Origin of the sequence: Streptomyces sp. NPDC047315 (genome assembly GCF_040643215.1) — a bacterium.
Lineage (GTDB): Bacteria > Actinomycetota > Actinomycetes > Streptomycetales > Streptomycetaceae > Streptomyces.
Map to the genome: position 1 here is coordinate 1 of NZ_JBEYTZ010000007.1, position 20232 is coordinate 20232.

Genomic DNA, 20232 nt, shown 5'->3' on the forward strand with positions numbered 1-20232 from the left:
CCAGCGTCTTCTACCGGGCCCGCGTCCACTTCGGCTTGTCGGGTGCCCTGGCCGTGTCCGTCACGCGCGGCACGACCCAGGTCGGCTCGGCGCCGGCCCTGCCGTACACGTACATCGCGGGCAGCGAACTGGAAGTTCGCGTGAGGCTCGTCGGGCACACCGTGCAGATGCGAGTGTGGCCCGTCGGCCAGCCGGAGCCGGTGGACTGGACCCACACGGTCACGATCACCACGGACACGATCGCCGCCGGCGAACTCGGCCTCACCGCGTCGGCGTTCAACGGCAACACCAACACGGCACCCGAGATCCGCTTCGACAACTTCGAGGTCGTCACGCCGCAGCTCGCGACGGTGACCCGCTCCGTGAACGGCGTCGTCAAGGCGCACTCGGCGGGCGCCGCGGTGGCGCTCGCCCACCCGATGCGCACCGCGCTCTGACCAGAATGGAGGGGCCATGCCGATCCTGGCAGGCCAGATCGTCACCGCGGGCCAGCTCGACCGGATGCAGCCCACGCCGTACAGCGCGGAGTGCACCGCGGCCCTCAACGGCACGACGTCGTACCAGCCGATCCCCGGACTCACGATCACCCTCGCGACCGAGACGGCGGGCGCCAGATACACGGCGAGCGGCGTGTTCGATTGCAGCGTCACCACGGTCCACGCTGCGAATCTCATGGTCGGAAAGTTGCAGGTCAACGGCACCGACCAGTCCGGGCTCGCGATTCACGCGATGGACACCCTGGACCGGGACACGGTCGCGATGTCCTGGTCCGGGACCCTGGGCGCCGCGGGGACGCAGACGTGCACCCTGCTCGGCGTCATCAACGCGACTGGTGGCGCCGGCTTGTTCCACGTGAACAGCCGACTCGAAGTCGTGATCTACGAGATCACCTGACCCCACGCCTTTCCCCTCTTCAGCCCCTCGCCGTCTGGCCTGGGGCTTTCTCGTGTGCCCTGGAGGCTCCCGTGCCGCTTGTCACCCGCGCCCAACTGGGCTGGCCTGCCTCTGCGGCAGCCACCCAGACGTCCACCCGAGGCGTGAAGATCCACTACGAAGGAACGGCGGTCTCGGCCAAGCTCGTCGACGACCACCAGCTGTGCCTCGCCGAGTGGAAGAACATCCGCCGCGCGCACCTCGCCGACAAGACGCAGGGCTACTCGGACGTGGCGTACAACTACGCCGCCTGCGTCCACGGCTACCTGATGGAGGGCCGCGGGCTGCGGCGCCGGACCGGCGCCAACGGCAACGCGACGCTCAACCGCGACCACTTCGCGATCGTCGCGCTCATCGGCTCGAAGGGGCTCACGCAGCCCACGGACGCCCTGCTGCACGCGCTCCGCGACGGCATCGAGCTGCTGCGCGAGCACGGCGCCGGCCAGGAGGTGAAGGGCCACCGGGACGGGTACGCGACTGCCTGCCCCGGCGGCCCGCTGTACGACTGGGTGGAGCGCGGCGCCCCGCGGCCCGGCGGGAGCGACCCCGTACCGCCGTCGAAGCCGGCGCCCGGGACGAAGCCGGCTCCGCGGCCGACGGTCGACCTCTCCAAGCTGATCGCCGCCGCAAAGTCGGACCCGCCGAAGAAGGGCACCCCCGTCAGCTACTACGGCACCAAGACCGTGGAGAGCGCCCTCGTCGCCGAGCGGCTGTTGGCCCGGGAGCTGGCGGACGGCCATTTCGGCAAGGCCACCATCAAGGCGTACGCGGCGTGGCAGCGAAAGCTCGGCTACAAGGGCGCCGACGCCGACGGTGTGCCCGGCGCCGCCTCACTGAAGAAGCTCGGCGACCGCCGCGGCTTCACCGTCACCCCCTGACCTGATCGGAGAACCCCCCATGTCTCGACTCGTCCTCGACACGATCGAACGCACCGCCGGCACGTACGTCGTCGCCCTCCTTGGGCTGCTGCTCGCCGACGGCTTCGACCTCACCAACCTGTCTGCGCTCAAGGCCGCGGCGATCGCGGCGATTCCGGCGGGCCTGTCGGTGCTGAAGGCCGCCGTCGGCACGGCCATCGGCGATCAGTCGACGGTCGGTTGGATACCGCGGAGGCGCGGGTGACGCCGGCTGAGTCGACGCAGGTGGCGGTCGAGCTGGAACGGATGCGCGGCACCCTCGAAGCTGGCTTCGCTCGGGTGGACGGCTCGCTCGCGCTGCTGGTGCAGCGGTCGGATCAGACGGATCAGCGGCTCGCGGACCACGAGGCGCGGCTGGATGCGCTGGAGAAGAGCAGGTGGCCGCTGCCGAGCATCATGGCCCTGGCGGGTGTCGGCGCTCTCGTCGTCGCGTTCTGGCAGACCATCGGCCGGTGAACCTCAACTGCCCCCGCTCACCCCCTTCGTGGGGCGGGCGGGGGCATCTTCGTCGTCCTCAGCCTCTTACGACTCACGCACCAGAGCGGGGAGACCCTTATCACATAACGGGGCGATCGACGCGCGTAGTTGGCACTCGGTGACATCAACTGACACGGGCAACCATGGATTGCCAGAGGACTGGAAGGGACTGCACGGGACTGGTGATACCCCGTGCCATCTGCATGTATGACTGAGGGTCAGGGTGCTGCCCTATGCTCATTGGTCATGGCCGCCTTCGAACTGAAGGTGCCAGAAACAAGCCCGCCGCGGGATCAGTCCCCGCGGCGGTTTGATCAAGACCAAGGAGGTCGCAACTCCATGGCGCAACCGCAAGGTAACAACTATCTACCCGACCCCGCTAGTGGGGGGTCTAGTCCATTCGATCGAATCATGCTCGTCGACCACAACGGCGAGGAGCGCTGGTCCGCACGGGATCTCCAGCAGCTGATCGGATACAGCAAGTGGCAGGAGTTCGAGAAGGTCATCGCCAAGGCCAAGCTGGCGCTGACGAACAGCGACCTGGACCCGCGCGATCACTTTACGGGCGCCCGTAAAGTGATTCCCGGGGGTCGGTGGGGGCGCCAAGAGGTATCGGACTACCGGCTTACCCGCTTCGGCGCGTACCAGGTGGCGCTGGCCGGCGACGCTTCCAAGCCGGAGGTCGCCTTGGCCAAGACGTACTTCACCGTGAAGACCCGTGATGCCGAGCTTGCGCAGCTGCCCTCTACCGACGTGCAGTCCGCGGAGGGGATCCTCGCGCTCGCCGAGAAGTACGTCGAGGCGGCACGGGAGTTGGTGAGCACCAAGAAGGAGCTGGCGATCGCGGCCCCGAAGGCGGGGAAGTGGGACGACTTCTGCAACTCCGAGGGCCTGATCGACATGGCTGCTGCGGCGAAGGCTCTCACGAAGCTGACAGGCGGGCTGGGGCGCACCAAGTTCATGGATCTGTTGCGCCGCGAGGAGGTTCGCTTCCTTCAGGTCCAGAACCCTCGCTTGCCGTACGAGAGCCACGTCAAGGCAGGCCGGGCTGAGGTCAAGCTGGTCGAGGCCGGATACCAGTGGGTTGAGCAGACGTTCTTGACCCCGAAGGGGTTGGACTGGCTGGCGGACAAGCTCCGTTCGAAGGGTCAGACGGCGGCCTGACGGCTGCCACCCTCGTGTCCCCGTCTGCCCCCGAGTGGGGTGGGCGGGGGCTTCTTTTGCATGAGCCTCCCCGGCTCGTTCCCAGCGTGAGAGGGTGGGAGCTATCCCTCTCCAGGGACGCTCCCGGGCCTACGGGTCCGAGTCGGGGGTGATGACCCGCGGAGCAGCTGGCGGGCCCACCTCTCCAAGGGCCCGCCAGTACTTACGCCTTGATCACGTCGGTGGTCGGCGCCCCGCCTGCTGCGGGGGTGGTTCCGTTCAGAAGCCGCTCCACGGAGGTTCGGGCGGGCAGGCCCCGCCGTCGCGGGGATGTGCTGGCCGCGCTGCGTGAGGCCGTGGCCAAGGCGGGTCAAGGGGGGCATCGTCGTCAACCCCATCGTGACCGAATCATTCATATGAGCGGCGCGCCGCACCCCGCCCCGGCCACGGGCGGTTAGCGATGGTGAAGACAAAGGTCAGGGAGCGCCGCACTGTTGTCCGACTCGTCTTGCCGGATCTGACGGGCAGCAGCGCGACGGCTCCCCTTCCATCGGAGGTCGCCTGATGCTTTCCCCCGAAAACCCGCCTTCGCAGACGGGTCGCTTCACCTTGCAAGCCCCGACAGAAGCCGCGCTAGCTTCGACGGGGCCCGGCGCCTGGGTGGCCTTGATGGCCATCGCCGAGATGCCGCCTCTGCCGGCGCTGGGCCTGGCACTGTTGATGGTCGCTGGCCTGCGTGTGGTCTTGCTGCCGCCGTCGGTCTGGGTGTGGGTGTGGAGGCGCCTGCGTCGTAGGTAGTTCACGCCGCTACTCCCTCCCGTCGAGTCTGCCCGTCGTCCCCCTGGGCGGCGGGCAGGCTGTACGCCGCCCCACAAGTGCTACATCGGTAAACTACCGACGCTAGCCGGCTGTAGTATTCAACAGGTTGAATACGACACACCTGGCGAACGATCGAATTGGCCCGGCGGCCACGCCTATTCACTCTTACGGGTGTGTCGACCACTGCGTCACGTGACGCGGTGGCCTCGTGTCAGCAGCTACTCACGTGAGTAGGTGCCGACTACTCACGTGAGTAGCTGCCGGTCCTAGGAACGTTCCGAGGATGGCCTACGCCGCGTCGTATTGGTGTTCCCTTCCGCCCCGCCACTCGATCATGTCCGAGTCCGCTGCGACGGCGGCTTCGCCGTGCTCCAGGCCGGCGCGGCGTAGGAACTCGCTCAGGTCCTCGTCGGAGTAGGCCACGCCCAGGATCTCCCCGCGCACGGTGACCCGGCGCCCGCCGCTGGGCGACGGCCGGTGGACGACGATCGGTGCGGCCATACGTCCAGGGTGCGCCCGGCCGGCTCGCGTGGCACCCCGGGGCGGTCAGCCCTCGGCGTCCTCGGCGGGGTGCCGCACCAGCTTCTTGAGCGCCTTCTCGACCTCGTACCGCGGCTGCCCGCTGTCCGTGGCGTGCGCGGTGATCGCGGCCTGCACCGCGGTGGCGGTGGGGATCGTGAGGGCGCCGGCCTGGATCTCGGTCCACGCCTGCTGCTCCAGCTTCACCAGTTCGCCCGTGAGTTCGATATCAGCCACGGCGAGGATCCTACGAGAGCCGCAGGTGGTGCAGCATCATGAGCCCGGCCACAGCGGAGGCCGACCGGATCTCGCCGCGCCCCACCAACTCGGGGACGCGTGCCAGCGGTACCCACTCCCGACGGGCGGACTCGAAGGCGTCCTCGGGGTGGCCGATGTAGGTCGCGCCCTCCGCCCAGTAGACGCGGTGGTGTGAGGTGGAGATGCCCGGCATGGGGTCGACGGCCAACAGCAGCCGCATGGGGCCTGGCCGCCAGCCCGTCTCCTCCTCGAACTCCCGCGCCGCAGCCGCCGCCGGGTCCTCACCCTCTCCGGTACCGCCAGACGGCAACTCCCAGCCCCACGCGCCGGTGATGAACCGGTGGCGCCATAGGAGCAGCACCTCGTTGTCCGCGTTGACGACCGCCGCGACGGCGACGGGCCTCAGGCGGATGACGGTGTGGTCAAGGTGTTGCCCGTCGGGCAGCTCAACGTCCGCCATGTTCACCCGCACCCAGCGGTTCTCGTACACGGTGCGCTCGGACAGGGCTCGCCACTCGGACACGGGACCGCCTTTCCTCGGGTCCCCTCATCCCACCACGCCTCCTACATCGGGATGCGCAGGGTGTCGTCGATCCTCGTCACCACGTCTGTCGTGGCGTGGCTGCGTACTCCGGCGAGGGTCCGACGGAGCTTGAGCAGCCGGTCCCGCAGGCGGCGCGACTCGACGCCTTCCATCCCGTCGAGCATCGTCGTTGCAGTGTCCGCGGCCCGCTCGGGTTCGCGGGCGCGGATCTGGCAGTCCGCGAGTGTGGCAAGTCGGTGGATCCGGCCCCGTTCGTGAGTCTGCACGGCGACGGCTTCGGCTGCGTAGGTCTGGGCGGCCCGCATGTCGCCGAGCCGCATGAGGGTATCCGCCAAGTTGGTTTCCAGCAGGCCGGCTTGCACGTAGCTCGTCTCGGCCGGCTCGACCTCGCGCCGGATCAGGCCGGCCGCGCGCTCGGCAAGGCTCATCGCCCGGTGCGCCGACGCCTGGTCGCCCATCCTGCTGTACGCCTTGGCCTGCATCGCGTACAGGTCGCACGCGAGCGCGTGGGAGATCGCGGACCCAGCAGTGCGTAGTCCGGCTTCGGCGAACGCAACGGCCTGCCGGTGCTCGGACAGGAACAGGGACTGGTTCACCAGCAGCGCTATCACGTACCCGCCGAACGCCCGGTCGCCGCTGGCCTTGGCGAGCCGTAGCGCCTGGTGGAAGTAGCGCTGCGCGAGCCCTTGTGCGTCGGAGTCGTACGCGCAGATCCCGGCGACGGCCACCAGTCCGCCGGTGGCGCGGTGTAGTTCGCGCCCTGTGGTGTCGCTGTACGAGCCGCGTAGCAGCGGCGCCGTCTCGGAGTTGAGGAACCCCAACACCCGCGATCGCGTGGCGACGCCGCCAGCCTTCCGGTACATCTGCTCGTAGTGCGTGCGTGCGGTGCGTAGAGTGCCGACGTCGCCGAGGCCGACACGGATGGTGCCTGCGCGGGAGACGTCGGTGTCCTCGGGCGGGTTCTCCCATTCCCAGACGGGTCCGACGGCAGGCAGTCCTGTGATCACGGGGGCCTCCTGGACGTCCCGTCGGTGCTGTGCGTCGCCGCGCCACATCGCGGTAGACCGTTCGATGAAGCCACCCAGAGGGGTGGAGGCTGGGGCAGCGGACGCGTTGCCCATGCCGATGTCGTCGAGGCTGAGGGTGCGTCCAACGCGGGCGCCAAGGATCTCGCAGATAGCCTCGGGTACGTGGCCGCGGGGGCGTTGGCCCTTCAGCCACCGGATGACGCTGGAGTGGTCGTACGACGCCGAGGTCCCGCGAGCGCGTAGGGCCTTGTTGACGCGGGTGGCGAGGCCGACGCGGCTCATGCCTGCCTCGTCGAGAAGGGAGTCGAGGAGGGTGTTGGCATCCATTGCGTTCCCTGTGTCGATCGGTGCACCGAGCGTAGCGGTGACCTACTCACACAGTGTGTGAAACCACCAACGCGGCTCGCACACCCCACACACTGCCGCGCAACCTTGATCACTCCCTACGGTCGTGGAACTGCTTCAGCCCACCCTTGGGAGCCCCCCGATGAAGCTCACCCCCATCCCCGCCGATGTGCTGCCGGCGTCGCAGAAGTGGCCGCCGTGCACGTGCGGGCGGCCCGTCTGCCCCGACCGGTCGGCCCCCGACGACAGCGGCAGCGACTCGGCCACGCTCGCCGAGGTGCGAGCCCGCACCCGCGAGGTCAACCGCGCGCCGCGGCGGCCCGCGTGAGCAGCGTGGCCGGCGACGTGGTCGACCTCGGCGCAGTGTGCGGCAGGTGCGGCACGAGCCGCGGCGTCACCGTCGTCGCCACCACGCCCACCAGCTCCGGCCCCGACCACCCCGTGTACGGCTGCGCCCAGCACGCCGTCGAGGTCACCGACCGCGCGGCGGAGGCGCTGGCGAACACCGAGGCACTGGCCCACCTGCACCGCCTCGGAGCCGACCATGGCTGACCCCATCGCCGCGACCCTCGTGGACATCAGCCGCGACGTGCGCCTGGCCGCCGCCCTCGGCCTGAGCCAGCCGGCGGCCGACATCATCGAAGCGCTCCGCGAGCGGCTGCGGTCGTACATCACCATGCTCGCCGTCCCCGCGGAGGAGTACGGCCGCAGCCGCAGCGGCGAGTGGTACGGGAGCCACATCCTCGACTGCATCGCGAACGCCCGCACGGCCGCGACCGGCAACATCCCCCCGGACATGACCCCCGACGAGGAACTGCTGCTCCTGGCCGAGTTCACCAAGACCCTGCTGCTGTACGCGGGGCGCTCGAAGCAGGGCACTTGATCTCCGGCTGCCGGTGTGGCGGTCCTCGCCGGCAGCCGGGCACCACCACCCCGCAGATGAACTCCGTGTGTCGGCCCGAGCGTGGGGACTCGCACCGCTGGCACACGGGCTCCACGGCCCCGGCCCTACCCAAATCCCCCGCGGCAGGGCCGGGGTCCCCTACCCCCCGATTGTCAGGAGGCACTGATGCGTGATCCTGCTCGCCACCGCCGGACCCGGTGGCGCCGTACCCGGCCCGGGCGGCACACCGCCGAGTACCTGGCCGCCGTCCCGCCGTCGCCGCCCTTCGCCCCCAGCCCGTGGACGCGGCCCTGGACCGGGCCGACGAAGGAGGAGGCGAAGGCCGTCTTCGCCGAGCAGGCCGCGCGGCGATCCCGCCGGCAGCTCGTCATCGCCCCGCACGGCCTACCCCGGGGGAGCTCGGCGTGATGATCCTGATCCCCGTCGGCCGCACGAAGCTGACCGCGACCGACGTCACGACGTGCGAGGCATGCTGGCGCAAGCCCGTCGCCGTCGTCCGCACCAGCCCCCGCGGGCGCGACCTGCTGTGCGTCCCGTGTGCCACGGAGCACAACCCGGTGCGCGTCCTGCTGTTCCCGCCGCTCGGGGTCTACGGCCTCACCGAGCGGATGGTGGAGGCGGGGAAGCACAGCAAGCCGACTCCGCAGATGCCGCCGGATCCGGGCCCGCACCTGCCACGCCCGGCACCGACACCTACACCGGGCCTGCCCCCGGTGTAGGCGCTACTCGGGTGCGTTGCCGACGCGCACCAGGTCTTCGAGGGGTACACCGATGGCGTCGGCGATGAGGATCAGCGAGTCCAAGAGGGCACTGCTGTGCCCCTGCTCGATGCGGTTGTACGTCGCCCTGTCCATCCCGGTGGTGAGCGCGACTCGCTCCTGGGTGAGGTCTCGGTGGAGGCGTGCCGCGCGGATCTGGTCGCCGATGGCGCGGCGGCGGTCGATGACCCAGGCGGGGGGTGGGGTGGAGCGTGGCACCTGTCCACGCTCGGTGGACCATGATCAAAAAACTGTAGGGCAGACCCTACATTGTTTGATCTTGGCGGGGTGTGGGCATTGGCATGCGGAACCCCCCGCCGCAGACGGAGCAGCGGAGGACTCTCGCGCGAGGTCACCCGCTCAGATGGCGGACCCGCCGCTCCGGTCGCCCCGAGGGGTACGCCCCCTCGGGGCGACGTTGCTTTCGCGTCGACCTTGCAAGGAATTTAGACCAAGCGCCTTTCCTTAGATTGGTGCGGAGCGACCAGGCGAAACGCCAGGTCAGCACATCGCTAATGCCCGCACGCCTTCTAAGCGCTTGGCCGCAGGTTCGAGTCCTGCCGGGGGCGCCACTGGTGCCCTCCCTTACGGGAGGGCGTTTTTGCTGGTCAGACGCGATTAGTGGGCATGGCGAAGCCCCCACGGGCGACATAGGAGAACGACGGGCCCGCGCCGCGCCGCCATGGGTGGCGGGCGGGTAACGGGGGTCAGTCGTCGGCGTCGTGGGGGCTTCCGCATGCAGTGGGCGCGGGGCTAGCGGGCGGGGTCGGGGCCCGCCCGGAGGGTTAGCGCTCGGGGTGGAGCAGGCCGCGTTCGTACGCCTTCGCGAGGCGCTGGGGCACCCGGTAGACGACGCCGTCGATCGTCACCGGCACCAGTTGGGGGACGGTCGCCTTCCATTGGGCGCGGCGGTGGCGGGTGTTGCTGCGGGACGTCTTGCGCTTGGGGACGGCCATGGGGGCTCCTTCGGTGTGGTGCCGCCCGGGGCGGCGGGGGGACGTGCTGGCTACCAGGACGACTTGGTGACTCCCGGGAGGAACCCGGCGTGCGCCTGCTGGCGCATCCGTACGCGGGAGAGCCCGAAGGCGCGCAGATGGCCGCGGGGGCGGCCGTCGACGCTGTCCCGGTTGCGGACGCGGGTGGCGCTGGCGTCGCGCGGTTGACGGCGCAGTTCGGTCAGGGCGGCGTCGCGGTCGGCCGGGGTGGAGGTCGGGCGGCGGATGATCTCCTTGAGTTCGGCCCGGCGGGCGGCGTACCGCGCCACGACCTCCTTGCGCTTCTCGTTCCGCGCGATCTTGCTCTTCTTCGCCATCAGACCTTCCCTCCCCGTGCGCGGATCCGGGCCACGGCGGCTTCGACGCCGATCGCGTCCACCGTCTTGATCGCCTTGGTGCTCAGCACCAGGCGGACGTACCGCCGCTCGCTGGGCAGCCAGTAGCGCTTGCGCTGGACGTTCGGGTCGAAGCGGCGCGAGGTGCGCCGGTGGGAGTGGGAGATCGAGTTGCCGAAGCCGGGCTGGGCGCCGGTCAGTTGGCAGTGGGTGGACATGGGCGGGTGCTGCCCCTCTCGCCGGGAGTGTTACTGGTAATGAAAACCATTGCCATATACTACCCCCATGGCACGCAACGAGCTCCGTCCGGTCATCAAGCTCCGCTCCACCGCGGGCACCGGATTCACCTACGTGACGCGCAAGAACCGTCGCAACGACCCCGACCGGCTGGTCCTGCGCAAGTTCGACCCAGTCGTCCGCCGGCACGTCCTCTTCCGCGAAGAGCGCTGACCCGCGGCCCCCGACCCACCCAGCTACCGAAGGACCCTGCCGTGAAGCCTGGAATCCACCCCGCCTACGGGCCCGTCGTCTTCCGCGACTCGGCCTCCGGGGTCGCCTTCCTCACCCGCTCCACCATGACCAGCGAGAAGACCGTCGTCTGGGAGGACGGCAACACCTACCCGGTGGTCGACGTGGAGATCTCGTCGGCGAGCCACCCCTTCTACACGGGCAACGCCCGCGTCGTGGACACCGCCGGCCGCGTCGAGCGGTTCGAGCGCCGATACGGAGCACGTTGATGGAGCGAGCACACCGTCTGCCCGTCGCGATCGTCGCCGGACTGCACTCCGAAGCCCGCAGGGAGGTCGTCGAGCACCTGTTGCGCAGCGTCCCGGGGAGCGCGGCCCTGCACCACGACCTGACCGCGGCGCCGGACCGCACCGTCCTGCGGACCGTTCGCGACGCTTCCGGCGTCGTCTCCCGCGCGAAGACCCCGCTGGTCAACGACTGCGCGTGCTGCGCGCTGCGCGAGGACCTGGTACCCGAGTTGGAACGGCTCGCGGACGGCGGCACGGCCCGGCTCGCCGTCGTCGAGCTGTGGGACTCGGTCGAGCCCAAGGCGATGGCGGAGGTCATCGCCGCGTGCGGCGCGGACCGGCTGCTGGTGACGAGCGTGATCACGGCCGTGGACCCGGTCCTCGTCCTGCCGTACCTCGGCAACGGCGACGACCTGGCCGAGGTCGGACTGGCTGCCGCCCCCACGGACGGACGGACCGTCGGCGACACCTGGGCCCGGCAGTTGGAGTACGCACCGGTGCTCGCCGTCGTCGACAACGCCGAGGCCGACGACGAGGACCGCGCGCTCCTCGCCCAACTGCACCCCACCGCACGGCGCGTTCCGGCGCGTTCGCTCGAACTCGTCGGCGCCGCGCTCGCCGGGTTCGACGTCGAGGCCACCGCAGCGGCCCAGCACCCCGCGTGCGCGCTGCTGCCGCAGGACGCGGACGAGGCCGGCGTCACCACGTTCGTCTGGCACCGGCGGCGGCCGTTCCATCCGGAACGGCTGTACGACGCGCTGGAGGACCTGTGCTGCGCGGCGGCGCGCAGCCGCGGGCGCTTCTGGCTCGCGGACCGCCCGGACACGCTGCTCGCGTGGGACGCGGCGGGCGGGGCGCTGTGCGTGGAGAGCGCCGGCCCGTGGCTGGCCTCGTTGCCGGACGCGGCGTGGGAGATGGTGCCCGCGGTGCGGCGCGCCGCGGCGGCGCTCGACTGGCACCCCGACCACGGCGACTGCTGCCAGCACCTCGTCTTCACCTCGCCCGGCCTCGACCGGGACGGGCTGGAGCGGCTCCTCGACTCCTGTCTGCTGACGGACGCGGAGTACGCGTCGGGGCGGGACGCGTGGAAGGAGTTGCCCGCGGCCTTCGACGCGCTCCTCGACGCCGCCTGAGCCGGCGCCCCTTCACCCACACCCCCGCAAGGAGAGAGACCATGACCCGTCGCCCCCACCCCCGCAAGCCCGCCGGCGCCCGCCCCAATCCGCTCGACACGGCCGGCATCACGTACGTCGACTACAAGGACACCGACCTGCTCCGACGGTTCATCTCCGACCGCGGCAAGATCCGCAGCCGTCGCGTCACCCGTGTGACGGTCCGGCAGCAGCGGGCCATCGCCGCCGCCGTCAAGAACGCGCGCGAGATGGCCCTGCTGCCGTACGCCGGCCGCTGACGGGTGGGTTACGGCTCGGAGTGCAGCGGGACGTGGTTGGCGCGGATGAGGCGGGCGCCGGCCACGCGGAGCGCGAGGTTGCGCAAGGGAGTGGGGAGGTTGCGGGCGCGGTCGCGGCGGTGGTTCTGGGCCAGGACCCAGTGGACGCGTGCGGCACGGCGGAGCCTGTAGGCGGCCAGGACGTCTGCGACGCGGTCCGCGGTCGGCGGCGACGCCGCACCGGTGACGAGTTCGGCGAGGAACTCGGCGAGGACGACGACGTCTTCGAGGGCCATGGCACCGCCCTGGGCCATGCTGGGCGAGCAGGCGTGCGCCGCATCGCCGATGAGGACCGTACGGGGGCGGGCCCAGGAGGTCGCGTCGACCTCGTACAGCGGGGCCATGTGCGCGTCGGCGCCCTGGGCGAGCAGGTCCGGCACCGGGCCGGTGAAGTCGGCGAAGCGGTCGCGCCAGTCCCCCACGGGTGACGCGGGGGTCGCGCTGTTGACGTCGGCGTAGCAATAGGCTCGGCCGCAGCCAATGGGGACGGTCAGGAAGGTACGGCCGCCGGGCCCGAGGCGGGCGGTCCACGCGGTGGCGGTGGCGGGGCCGCTCGCGTGGTCGGCGAGGAAGCGCCAGCAGATCTGCCCGAGGAAACGGGGAGCGGGGCGGGGGAAGGCGCTGTGGCGTACGGCGGAGTTGACGCCGTCGGCGCCGACGACCAGGTCGTACGTCTGCCGGCGGCCGTCCGAGAACGTGACGGTGCCGTCCGGTGCCGCGTGTTGCACGGCCACGCCGGTGCGTACGGCGTCGGGGGCGACGGCCGCGCGCAGGAGGGCGTGCAGGTCCTGGCGGCTGAGGGCGCAGCAGTGTCCGACCCGGCCCCAGACGTCGCCGACGCGGTAGCCGGTGAGGGGGCGTCCGCGGTGGTCGAGGACGCGCTGGTGGGTGACGGGGTGGGCGCGTTCGGCCAGGGCGGGGCCGTAGCCGAGGCGGGTCAGGGCGCGGACGGCGTTGGCGGGCAGGTAGAGGCCGGCGCCGGCGCTGCGGAGCCGCACGTCGCGTTCGACGACCTCGACGCGGATGCCGTGGTCTGCGAGGGCACGGGCGAGGGCGAGTCCGGCGATGCCCGCGCCGGCGATGAGGATGCGGAAGTCGGTCATGGCGCGATCCGAGGTCGTGTCGGCCGGTCGGCCCGCGCACCGGGCACGGACCGGGCGCGGGCCGACAAGCGGAGTGGCGAGCGGAGTGACGAGCGGAGTGACGAGCGGAGTGACGAGCGGGGTGGCGTACAGCGGTGTACAAGGGTGGGTTCCACGTTCCCGTAACACCGGCTCCGTACGCGGGAGCCGTGCCGTCGCGCCGAACGGGGGCGGCCACGGCGCCGTTGTCAGTGGCAGCGCCTACGGTGGACTTGGTCGAACTCGAAGCACCCGCACCGCACCAGTCGTACAGCAGCGCCCGCACACCACCACGGGGGAACCATGTCCGCGAGCCACGTCGTCGTGCCGGAGCACGCACTGCACCCGTCGATCGTCCACGCGCCCACGCGGCGGGCGCTCAACCGTGGTGCGGGGCTGCGCGGGCACGGGCTGGTCAGCTTCCATCCGCTCGCCGCGCCGGTGGCTCCGACGGTCCGCGAGCACCTGATCGCGCTCGGCGGGGATCCCGATGCGCTGGACGGGGAGTTGGCGGAGCTGGTCCTGCTGGGCCACCTGGTGGTGGAGGGGGACCCGGAGGGCGAGGAGGTCGTCCTCGACGGGGCGACCGGCCGTGTGCACAGCATGTGGCTGTACGAGAAGTCTCCCGGCTCGGCGGAGGTCTTCCCGCTCGCCCCCTCCGTCGACGCGCTGCTTCGGTTCCTGGCCGCGGTGGACGACTTCCGGGGCAGAAAAGGGCAGTTCGCCGCGTTGGCGGGGCGGGTGGGGCCCGAGGCGGTGCGGGAGGCCGAGGCGCTGCTCATGGGGGTGTTCGCCGAGGAGGAGTGGGGCGAGGACGGCTGGGGGCCGGCCGAGCCCCCGTCGGACGGGGAGCACGCGATACCGGCGTTCTGGCGGATCGCGGCGACGATCCGTCCGCTGGGGCTGATCGCCGGCGCGGGGCGCGGGCTGGCGCTGGACCTGCCGGCGGGGCTGCTGGAGGAGGCGTTCGGGGCGGACGAGGTGGTGCGGCTGGCGGACGACCGGCTGCCGCCGGCGCTGGTGCACGGGCCGACCCGACGGTTCCTGACCGAGGTCGGGCTGCCGGCCGACGGGATCATGTTCTCCGGGCCGGCGGACGGGCCTTTGCCGACCGTTTCGGACGACCGCCACGCGGCCGGCGGCGGGCCGCTGCCGGCCGACGCGGAGCACCTGATCGTGCTCGGCGGGCTGGTCCACGACTTCGAGGTGCTGCTCGACGGCCGCAGCGGTGCGGTGTTCTACGCGCAGGTCGGCAGCGCCGACGTCGTCCCGGTGAACGCCGACGTGTCGACGCTGGCGTTCACCCTGTGGCTGCACCAGTGCGAGCGCGAGTTGAACGAGGAGCACGACTTCACGCAGGACTTCTACCACCCCCTTGCCGACACCTTGGTCGAGGTCCTGGCCTCGGTCGACCCGGTCGCCTGTCTGCCGGCCGCAGGCCCGGACGACTTCCGGTACTGGCCGGAGGTCTTCCACGACGAGGCGGGCGGGGTGCTGTGAGTTCGGGCCGGCAGCGCCACGGGACGTAGCCGCCGTTTCCCCGCGCCCCTGTTTCGCTGCCCCCGTCACCCACCCTTCGGGCTGAGTCGAGCCCAGCAAGAGCCTTAAGACAGAGACCTACGCCCGGGTTCGCCAGAGGTCGCGGAGGAGGGCGATCTCGGCCATGTGGTGGATGAATTCGAGGTTGCTCCCGGTCAGGACGGAGGCGTACGGGTCGTCGGGTGCGGAGCCGTAGGGGTACTGGCAGAAGCCGACGGTGTCGAGTTGCTCGTCGGTCACGGTGGCCACGCCCGCGCGCCAGCGGTCGATCGTCGCCCAGAACTGCTCGACCGCCACGTCGGCGGAGGGGCTGAAGTCGACCATCTGTTTGGGGTCCTGGCTCCGCTCGCCGAAGGTCCACTCCCATTCGCCGGCGAAGCAGTAGTGCAGATGGCCCAGGCGCCAGGCGATCGTGGTGATCGGTGCGTTGTCCGGGGGCGGCGGGCCGACGTGGGCGAGGACCTGTTCGATCCGTTCGACGCTGACGCTCCAGTCCTCGGCGATCTTCGCGACCGTCATGCCGTCGGCGACCTGCCGGGCGACCTCGGCGTACTCGCTCGCCGGGATGTCCGGCGCGCCCTGGTCGAGCAGCCACTCCCCCGGTCCGAACGCCCTGGGCGTCGTCGCCTCGGCCCGGCGTCGGATGGACCAGCAGTGGGGCGCCGGCTCCCATAGGTACTCCTCGTCGCCGAGCCCCGCCAGCCGTACTTCCGCCATCTCCCTGGCCTGGTCGAACTGTTCCAGCAGCAAGCCCAGGCGGTCCATCCGCACGTGCCCGTCCCCCATGTCCGGCTCCCTTCGCGCCCGCGCGCCTCGCGGGCTCGTCTCCAGCGCAAGCTAACGGGCCGCCCCGGCCGGGCGCGACGGCTTTCCGTGCCCGTGCCCGTGCCCGCCGGCGCCGCCGTGCCGGGCCGGGACGCGCCCGGAGCCGTACGCGTACGATCGATCGGCCCGGTTCGGCCAGCCAGCCATCTATCCATCCGGCCATCCGTCCGCCGTACGAGGAGTGCTTCTGGTGAGCGTCGCCGTCCCGTCGCCCCGCGCCGCCGCCGGGCCGCTGTCGATCCAGCGGCTCACCCGCACCGAGGACGGCGAGCAGTTGCACGGTCTGCTGTGGCGGGCGGGGCCGGGCTGGCGGATGATCAGCAGCGCCGTGCTCGGCGGGGGCCTGGGCGAGCGCTCCTGGGTCCTCAACGCCCAGGTCGCCCACGGCTACCGACGCACCGACCCGGACGCCCACCTCGCCGACTTGGCCGACGCCGCGGGGGCACTCGGGCCTGGGGTCGGGCTCATGACGGCCGCCGACGTCAGCGCGTACGGGCACGGGCACGACGGCGGGGTCGACGCGGTCGCCACCGCGGGGCTCCGGGTCCGAGGATGGGCCGCCGCCCCGGACGCCGAACCGTCCACCACCCGGGCCGGTGCCGGCACCATCAACGTGGTCGTCGCGCTGCCCGTCGCCCTGACCGACGCCGCCCTGGTGAACGCGGTCGCCACGGCCACCGAAGCCAAGGTCCAGGCCCTGCTGGACGCCGGTTACGACTGCTCCGGCACGCCCACCGACGCCGTCTGCGTCGCCGCCCGCACCCCCCGCCCCGGCGCGGAGGTCCACCCCTTCGCCGGCCCCCGCTCGCTGTGGGGCGCCCGCCTGGCGCGGGCCGTGCACGAGGCCGTACGGACGTCCGTGCCGGCGCCGTGCCGCCCACCAGACGCCGCTGACCTGCGAAGCCCCACAAGCGCTCCGTGACGCGTGTTATACTCCCCGGGAAGATCATCATGTAGTCGAGGAGTGACAGACGTGTTGGTGGGTGAAGACGACATCTCCGGGTGATACCCGGATCTGACGGCCACCGGCCGATGCTTGGGAGCATCGCCGAGAGTGGCCCCTCAGTCGTCTCCCTTTCCCTCCTCTCTGCCGAGGCGGCAGCCCTCCGTGCGCGCTGTGCCGACCTCCGCACCGTCTCTTTCGAGGTGGCTCCATGTCTGTGTCTTCTGTTGCGCCTTCCGCTTCTGCTTCCGTCGTCTGCTCGAACCTGTCCTTCGCCTGGCCGGACGACACCCCGGTCTTCGAGGACCTGTCCTTCAGCGTGGGCCCCGGCCGTACGGGACTCGTCGCGCCCAACGGCGCCGGCAAGAGCACCCTGCTGAAGCTGATCGCCGGCGAGTTGCGGCCGGTCGCCGGCTCGGTGTCCGTCAACGGCACGCTGGGTTACCTGCCGCAGAGCCTGCCGCTGACCGCCGACCTCACCGTGGCCCAGGTCCTGGGCGTGGACGCGGTGATCCGGGCCCTGGACGCCGTCGAGTCCGGTGACGTGGCCGAGGAGCACTTCGCGACCATCGGCGACGACTGGGACATCGAGGAGCGCACCCGCGTCCAACTCGACCGGCTCGGCCTCGACGACCTCGCCCTGGACCGCGGCCTCGGCACGCTCAGCGGCGGCCAGGTCGTCTCGCTCGGGCTCGCGGCCCAGCTGATCCGCAACCCCGACGTGCTGCTGCTGGACGAGCCGACGAACAACCTCGACCTTGACGCGCGCCACAAGCTGTACGACGTGTTGGAGGGCTGGCAGGGCTGTCTGCTGCTGGTCAGCCACGACCGGGTGCTGCTGGACCGCATGGAGCGCATCGCCGAGCTCGGCGGCGGCGAACTGCGCCTCTACGGAGGGAACTTCACCGAGTACGAGGCGGCGGTGCGCGCCGAGCAGGAGGTCGCCGAGAAGAACGTGCGCAACGCGGAGCAGGAACTCAAGCGCGAGAAGCGGGAGATGCAGCAGGCCCGGGAGCGCGCCGAGCGCCGGGCGAGCAACGCCGCGCGCAACCTCAAGAACGCCGGCCTGCCGCGCATCTTCGCCGGCAACATGAAGCGGGGCGCGCAGGAGTCCGCCGGCCGGGCCGGGCAGATGCACTCGTCCCGGGTGGTCGAGGCGAAGGCCAGGCTGGACGAGGCGGGCCGGGCGCTCCGCGACGAGCAGCGCATCACGCTGGACCTGCCGGACACCGACGTGCCCGCCGGCCGCACGCTGTTCCTCGGCGAGGGCATGCAGGCCCGGCTCGGCGAGCGGGCCGCGTTCGGCGAAGCCGGCGTCGACCTGACGGTCAGGGGGCCCGAGCGCATCGCGCTGACCGGCCCCAACGGCGCGGGCAAGACCACGCTGATGCGGCTGATCAGCGGGGACCTGGCGCTGGACGGCGGGGATGTGCGGCGGGCGGACGGCCGGATCGCGTACCTCTCGCAGCGGCTGGACCTGCTGGCGGCGGACCGTACGGTCGCGGAGAACTTCGCCGCGTTCGCCCCGAGCCGTCCGGAGTCCGAGCGGATGAACCTGCTCGCGCGCTTCCTCTTCCGGGGCGCCCGGGCGCATCTGCCGGTGGGGGTGCTCTCCGGCGGGGAGCGGCTGCGGGCCACGCTGGCGTGCGTGCTGTGCGCCGAGCCGGCGCCGCAGTTGCTGCTCCTGGACGAGCCGACGAACAACCTCGACCTGGTGAGCGTGGGGCAGTTGGAGGGCGCGCTGGCATCGTACCGGGGTGCGTTCGTGGTGGTCAGCCACGACGAGCGGTTCCTCGCGCAGATCGGCGTGGACCGTTGGCTGCGGCTGGCCGACGGGAAGCTCGCGGAGACGGGGGCGGCGCAGGTGTGACCCGCTGACGTGTCGATGACCGGGCCCGCCCGAGGCCGTTGCCGCCCGCGGGCCGAGCGAACGATCACGTTGGACGGACACCACCATGCCGCAACCCGCCCTGCTCGCCCATGACCTCGTACGCGTCCTCGCCGGCCGGCGCGTGCTCGACGGCGTGAGCCTCACCGCGTCCCCCGGTCACCGCATCGGCCTGATCGGGGAGAACGGAGTCGGCAAGTCGACTCTGCTGCGTCTGCTCGCGGGGGTGGACGAACCCGAGTCCGGCAGCGTCGTCCGCCCCGCCGACGTGGGCTTCCTCCGTCAGGAGGTGTCGTACGAAGCGTCCTGGACGATCGCCGACGTACTCGCCGACGCGCTGCGGGAGGCCCGTGCGGACCTCGCCGAACTGGCGCGGCTGAGCGAGGAGATCGCCCTGGTACCGGAGGACGCGCCGGGCCACGCGGAGCTGCTCGACGCGTACGGCCGACGACTGGAGCGGGCCCAGGAGCGGGACGCCTGGGACGCCGACCGGCGCGCCGGCCTCGTCCTCGAAGGGCTCGGCCTGGGCGCTGTGGACCGCGTCCGGCGGGTGGATTCGCTCTCCGGTGGGCAGCGCGGGCGACTGGCGCTGGCCGCGCTGCTGGTGCGGCGGCCGTCGGCGCTGTTGCTGGACGAGCCGACGAACCACCTGGACGACGACGCCGCCGCGTTCTTGGAGGAGCAGGTGCGGGGGCTGCCGGGCGCCGTGGTGCTGGCCAGCCACGACCGGGCCTTCTTGGACGCGGTGTGCACGGACGTCGTCGATCTGGACCCGGCCGTCGAAGGGCCGGTGCGCTACGGCGGCAACTACAGCGCCTATCTCGCGCAGAAGCGGGCCGAGCGGATGCGCTGGGAGCGGCGGTACGCCGAGGAGCAGGAGGAGTTGGTCGCGCTGCGCCGCTCGGTCGGCGTCACCGCGCGGCTCGTCGCGCCGGACCGGGAGCGCCGGGACAACGAGAAGATGGGGTACGACTTCCGCGCCGACCGGGTGCAGAAGCAGATCTCGCGGCGGGTGCGCAACGCGGCGCGCAGGCTGGACGAGTTGACGCGTACGCAGGTCGACGAGCCGCCGGAGCCGCTGCGGCTACGGCGTACCGAGTTGGCCGCGGAGGCGGTACCTGACCCCGCAGCCGAGGCGGACCGACCGTTGGTGGCGCTGCGCGACGTACGGGTGCCGGGCCGGCTGGCCGTACCGCACCTGGAGGTGTCGTCGACGGAACGCCTGCTGGTGACCGGCGGCAACGGGGCGGGGAAGTCGACGCTGCTCGCCGTGCTCGCGGGCCGGCTCGCGGCGGACGGCGACGTGCGGCGCCGGGACGGGCTGACGGTGGGGCTGCTGGCGCAGGACACCGTGTTCGAGCGGCCGGAGCGGACCGTACGGGACACCTATCTGCGCTCGCTCGGTGCGGAACGGGCGGAGGCGGTGCCCCTCGGTTCGCTGGGGCTGGTGCACCCGGCGGACCTGGCCAAGCCGGTGGGGCACCTGTCGGTCGGGCAGCGGCGCCGGCTGGCGCTGGCGCTGCTGGTGGCCCGTCCGCCGGCGCTCCTGCTCCTGGACGAGCCCACCAACCACCTGTCGCCGAGGCTCTGCGACGAGTTGGAGGCGGCGCTGGGCAGCGGGCCGGGGGCGATCGTCGTGGCCAGCCACGACAGGTGGCTGCGCCGCCGCTGGCAGGGGCGGGAGCTGCGGATGGCGGCGGTGCGGGTGTAGGGGTGCGGGTACGGCGCGGTCGGGT

At 71.7% G+C, this 20232-nt stretch carries 28 protein-coding genes and 1 pseudogene; 19 read left to right on the forward strand and 10 right to left on the reverse strand.

The window, feature by feature from the left end; all coding sequences use genetic code 11:
- From ABZ842_RS09400 to ABZ842_RS09425, 6 genes and pseudogenes are all read left to right on the forward strand, one after another.
- Window positions 1-437: pseudogene (locus tag ABZ842_RS09400) on the forward strand (hypothetical protein); the annotation flags it as partial.
- Between the two features lie 16 nt (window positions 438-453).
- Entirely contained in the window at window positions 454-894 is a 441-nt protein-coding gene (locus ABZ842_RS09405) for a hypothetical protein (protein WP_361534374.1), read from the forward strand.
- A 71-nt stretch (window positions 895-965) separates the two neighbouring features.
- Window positions 966-1811: an N-acetylmuramoyl-L-alanine amidase gene (locus tag ABZ842_RS09410; protein ID WP_361534377.1), complete on the forward strand. Its 846-nt coding sequence runs from the start codon at window positions 966-968 to the stop codon at window positions 1809-1811.
- Window positions 1812-1830: 19 nt separating this feature from the next.
- Window positions 1831-2055, forward strand: coding sequence for a holin (locus ABZ842_RS09415; RefSeq protein WP_361534380.1), 225 nt, complete (start codon window positions 1831-1833; stop codon window positions 2053-2055).
- 41 nt (window positions 2056-2096) lie between these two features.
- Window positions 2097-2306, forward strand: coding sequence for a hypothetical protein (locus ABZ842_RS09420; protein WP_361535109.1), 210 nt, complete (start codon window positions 2097-2099; stop codon window positions 2304-2306).
- Between the two features lie 432 nt (window positions 2307-2738).
- Complete coding sequence (locus tag ABZ842_RS09425) at window positions 2739-3491, forward strand: phage antirepressor KilAC domain-containing protein (RefSeq protein ID WP_361534383.1); 753 nt, start codon at window positions 2739-2741, stop codon at window positions 3489-3491.
- A 1086-nt stretch (window positions 3492-4577) separates the two neighbouring features.
- Here ABZ842_RS09425 and ABZ842_RS09430 read toward each other — a convergent pair.
- Genes ABZ842_RS09430 through ABZ842_RS09445 form a run of 4 tightly spaced genes read right to left on the reverse strand, consistent with a single transcriptional unit; the run spans window position 4578 to window position 6965 of the window.
- Window positions 4578-4790, reverse strand: a complete 213-nt coding sequence (locus tag ABZ842_RS09430) for a hypothetical protein (protein ID WP_361534386.1) — start codon at window positions 4788-4790, stop codon at window positions 4578-4580.
- Window positions 4791-4835: 45 nt separating this feature from the next.
- Window positions 4836-5045 (reverse strand): hypothetical protein, encoded by a 210-nt coding sequence (locus ABZ842_RS09435; protein ID WP_361534389.1) that lies wholly within the window; start codon window positions 5043-5045, stop codon window positions 4836-4838.
- 10 nt (window positions 5046-5055) lie between these two features.
- A complete protein-coding gene (locus tag ABZ842_RS09440) occupies window positions 5056-5589 on the reverse strand; it encodes an NUDIX domain-containing protein (protein ID WP_361534392.1) in 534 nt (177 codons plus the stop codon).
- Window positions 5590-5630: 41 nt separating this feature from the next.
- The gene (locus ABZ842_RS09445) at window positions 5631-6965 is read right to left on the reverse strand and encodes a transcriptional regulator (RefSeq protein ID WP_361534395.1); all 1335 of its coding nucleotides are present in this window, start codon (window positions 6963-6965) and stop codon (window positions 5631-5633) included.
- 160 nt (window positions 6966-7125) lie between these two features.
- Here ABZ842_RS09445 and ABZ842_RS09450 point away from each other — a divergent pair, with 160 nt between their 5' ends.
- The 5 genes from ABZ842_RS09450 (at window position 7126) to ABZ842_RS09470 (ending at window position 8606) form a co-directional block, all read left to right on the forward strand.
- Window positions 7126-7311, forward strand: a complete 186-nt coding sequence (locus ABZ842_RS09450) for a hypothetical protein (protein ID WP_361534398.1) — start codon at window positions 7126-7128, stop codon at window positions 7309-7311.
- Window positions 7308-7535 carry a hypothetical protein gene (locus ABZ842_RS09455; RefSeq protein WP_361534401.1) on the forward strand — a complete coding sequence of 76 codons (228 nt, stop codon included), beginning with the start codon at window positions 7308-7310 and terminating at the stop codon, window positions 7533-7535. Before ABZ842_RS09450 ends, ABZ842_RS09455 begins: the two co-directional genes overlap by 4 nt.
- Window positions 7528-7866, forward strand: a complete 339-nt coding sequence (locus ABZ842_RS09460; RefSeq protein ID WP_361534404.1) for a hypothetical protein — start codon at window positions 7528-7530, stop codon at window positions 7864-7866. The genes ABZ842_RS09455 and ABZ842_RS09460 overlap by 8 nt, the downstream gene beginning before the upstream one ends.
- A gap of 186 nt (window positions 7867-8052) precedes the next feature.
- A complete protein-coding gene (locus ABZ842_RS09465; protein ID WP_361534407.1) occupies window positions 8053-8295 on the forward strand; it encodes a hypothetical protein in 243 nt (80 codons plus the stop codon).
- Window positions 8295-8606 (forward strand): hypothetical protein, encoded by a 312-nt coding sequence (locus tag ABZ842_RS09470; protein WP_361535112.1) that lies wholly within the window; start codon window positions 8295-8297, stop codon window positions 8604-8606. Before ABZ842_RS09465 ends, ABZ842_RS09470 begins: the two co-directional genes overlap by 1 nt.
- A gap of 3 nt (window positions 8607-8609) precedes the next feature.
- Here ABZ842_RS09470 and ABZ842_RS09475 read toward each other — a convergent pair whose 3' ends face one another.
- The 4 genes from ABZ842_RS09475 to rpmB all read right to left on the reverse strand — a co-directional run bounded on the left by ABZ842_RS09475 (window position 8610) and on the right by rpmB (window position 10193).
- The gene (locus ABZ842_RS09475; protein WP_361534410.1) at window positions 8610-8864 is read right to left on the reverse strand and encodes a helix-turn-helix transcriptional regulator; all 255 of its coding nucleotides are present in this window, start codon (window positions 8862-8864) and stop codon (window positions 8610-8612) included.
- A 566-nt stretch (window positions 8865-9430) separates the two neighbouring features.
- Entirely contained in the window at window positions 9431-9601 is a 171-nt protein-coding gene (rpmF, locus tag ABZ842_RS09480) for a 50S ribosomal protein L32 (RefSeq protein WP_361534413.1), read from the reverse strand.
- Between the two features lie 50 nt (window positions 9602-9651).
- A complete protein-coding gene (gene rpsN / locus ABZ842_RS09485) occupies window positions 9652-9957 on the reverse strand; it encodes a 30S ribosomal protein S14 (RefSeq protein ID WP_361534416.1) in 306 nt (101 codons plus the stop codon).
- Window positions 9957-10193, reverse strand: coding sequence for a 50S ribosomal protein L28 (rpmB, locus tag ABZ842_RS09490; RefSeq protein WP_361534419.1), 237 nt, complete (start codon window positions 10191-10193; stop codon window positions 9957-9959). The genes rpsN and rpmB overlap by 1 nt, the downstream gene beginning before the upstream one ends.
- 67 nt (window positions 10194-10260) lie before the next feature.
- Between rpmB and rpmG the strand changes: the two genes are divergently transcribed.
- The 4 genes from rpmG to rpsR are packed head-to-tail and all read left to right on the forward strand — an operon-like array spanning window position 10261 to window position 12141.
- Window positions 10261-10425, forward strand: a complete 165-nt coding sequence (rpmG, locus tag ABZ842_RS09495; RefSeq protein WP_361534422.1) for a 50S ribosomal protein L33 — start codon at window positions 10261-10263, stop codon at window positions 10423-10425.
- 41 nt (window positions 10426-10466) lie between these two features.
- On the forward strand, window positions 10467-10712 hold the full coding sequence (locus tag ABZ842_RS09500; RefSeq protein ID WP_361534425.1) for a type B 50S ribosomal protein L31: 246 nt from the start codon (window positions 10467-10469) through the stop codon (window positions 10710-10712).
- Window positions 10712-11863: a GTP-binding protein gene (locus ABZ842_RS09505; RefSeq protein WP_361534428.1), complete on the forward strand. Its 1152-nt coding sequence runs from the start codon at window positions 10712-10714 to the stop codon at window positions 11861-11863. The genes ABZ842_RS09500 and ABZ842_RS09505 overlap by 1 nt, the downstream gene beginning before the upstream one ends.
- Before the next feature lie 41 nt (window positions 11864-11904).
- Window positions 11905-12141 (forward strand): 30S ribosomal protein S18, encoded by a 237-nt coding sequence (rpsR, locus tag ABZ842_RS09510; protein ID WP_361534431.1) that lies wholly within the window; start codon window positions 11905-11907, stop codon window positions 12139-12141.
- An 8-nt stretch (window positions 12142-12149) separates the two neighbouring features.
- On the opposite strand, the gene ABZ842_RS09515 is transcribed toward rpsR, so the two are convergent.
- On the reverse strand, window positions 12150-13283 hold the full coding sequence (locus ABZ842_RS09515) for an FAD-dependent monooxygenase (protein ID WP_361534434.1): 1134 nt from the start codon (window positions 13281-13283) through the stop codon (window positions 12150-12152).
- 321 nt (window positions 13284-13604) lie between these two features.
- On the opposite strand from ABZ842_RS09515, the gene ABZ842_RS09520 reads away from it, so the two are divergent.
- Window positions 13605-14801 (forward strand): SUKH-4 family immunity protein, encoded by a 1197-nt coding sequence (locus ABZ842_RS09520; protein WP_361534437.1) that lies wholly within the window; start codon window positions 13605-13607, stop codon window positions 14799-14801.
- Between the two features lie 117 nt (window positions 14802-14918).
- Here ABZ842_RS09520 and ABZ842_RS09525 read toward each other — a convergent pair whose 3' ends face one another.
- Complete coding sequence (locus ABZ842_RS09525; RefSeq protein WP_361534440.1) at window positions 14919-15626, reverse strand: DinB family protein; 708 nt, start codon at window positions 15624-15626, stop codon at window positions 14919-14921.
- 229 nt (window positions 15627-15855) lie between these two features.
- Here ABZ842_RS09525 and ABZ842_RS09530 point away from each other — a divergent pair, with 229 nt between their 5' ends.
- The 3 genes from ABZ842_RS09530 to ABZ842_RS09540 all read left to right on the forward strand — a co-directional run bounded on the left by ABZ842_RS09530 (window position 15856) and on the right by ABZ842_RS09540 (window position 20207).
- Entirely contained in the window at window positions 15856-16587 is a 732-nt protein-coding gene (locus ABZ842_RS09530; protein ID WP_361534443.1) for an adenosylcobinamide amidohydrolase, read from the forward strand.
- 232 nt (window positions 16588-16819) lie between these two features.
- Window positions 16820-18478, forward strand: coding sequence for an ABC-F family ATP-binding cassette domain-containing protein (locus tag ABZ842_RS09535; protein ID WP_361534446.1), 1659 nt, complete (start codon window positions 16820-16822; stop codon window positions 18476-18478).
- A gap of 85 nt (window positions 18479-18563) precedes the next feature.
- Window positions 18564-20207, forward strand: coding sequence for an ABC-F family ATP-binding cassette domain-containing protein (locus ABZ842_RS09540; protein WP_361534449.1), 1644 nt, complete (start codon window positions 18564-18566; stop codon window positions 20205-20207).
- Window positions 20208-20232: the final 25 nt, after the last annotated feature.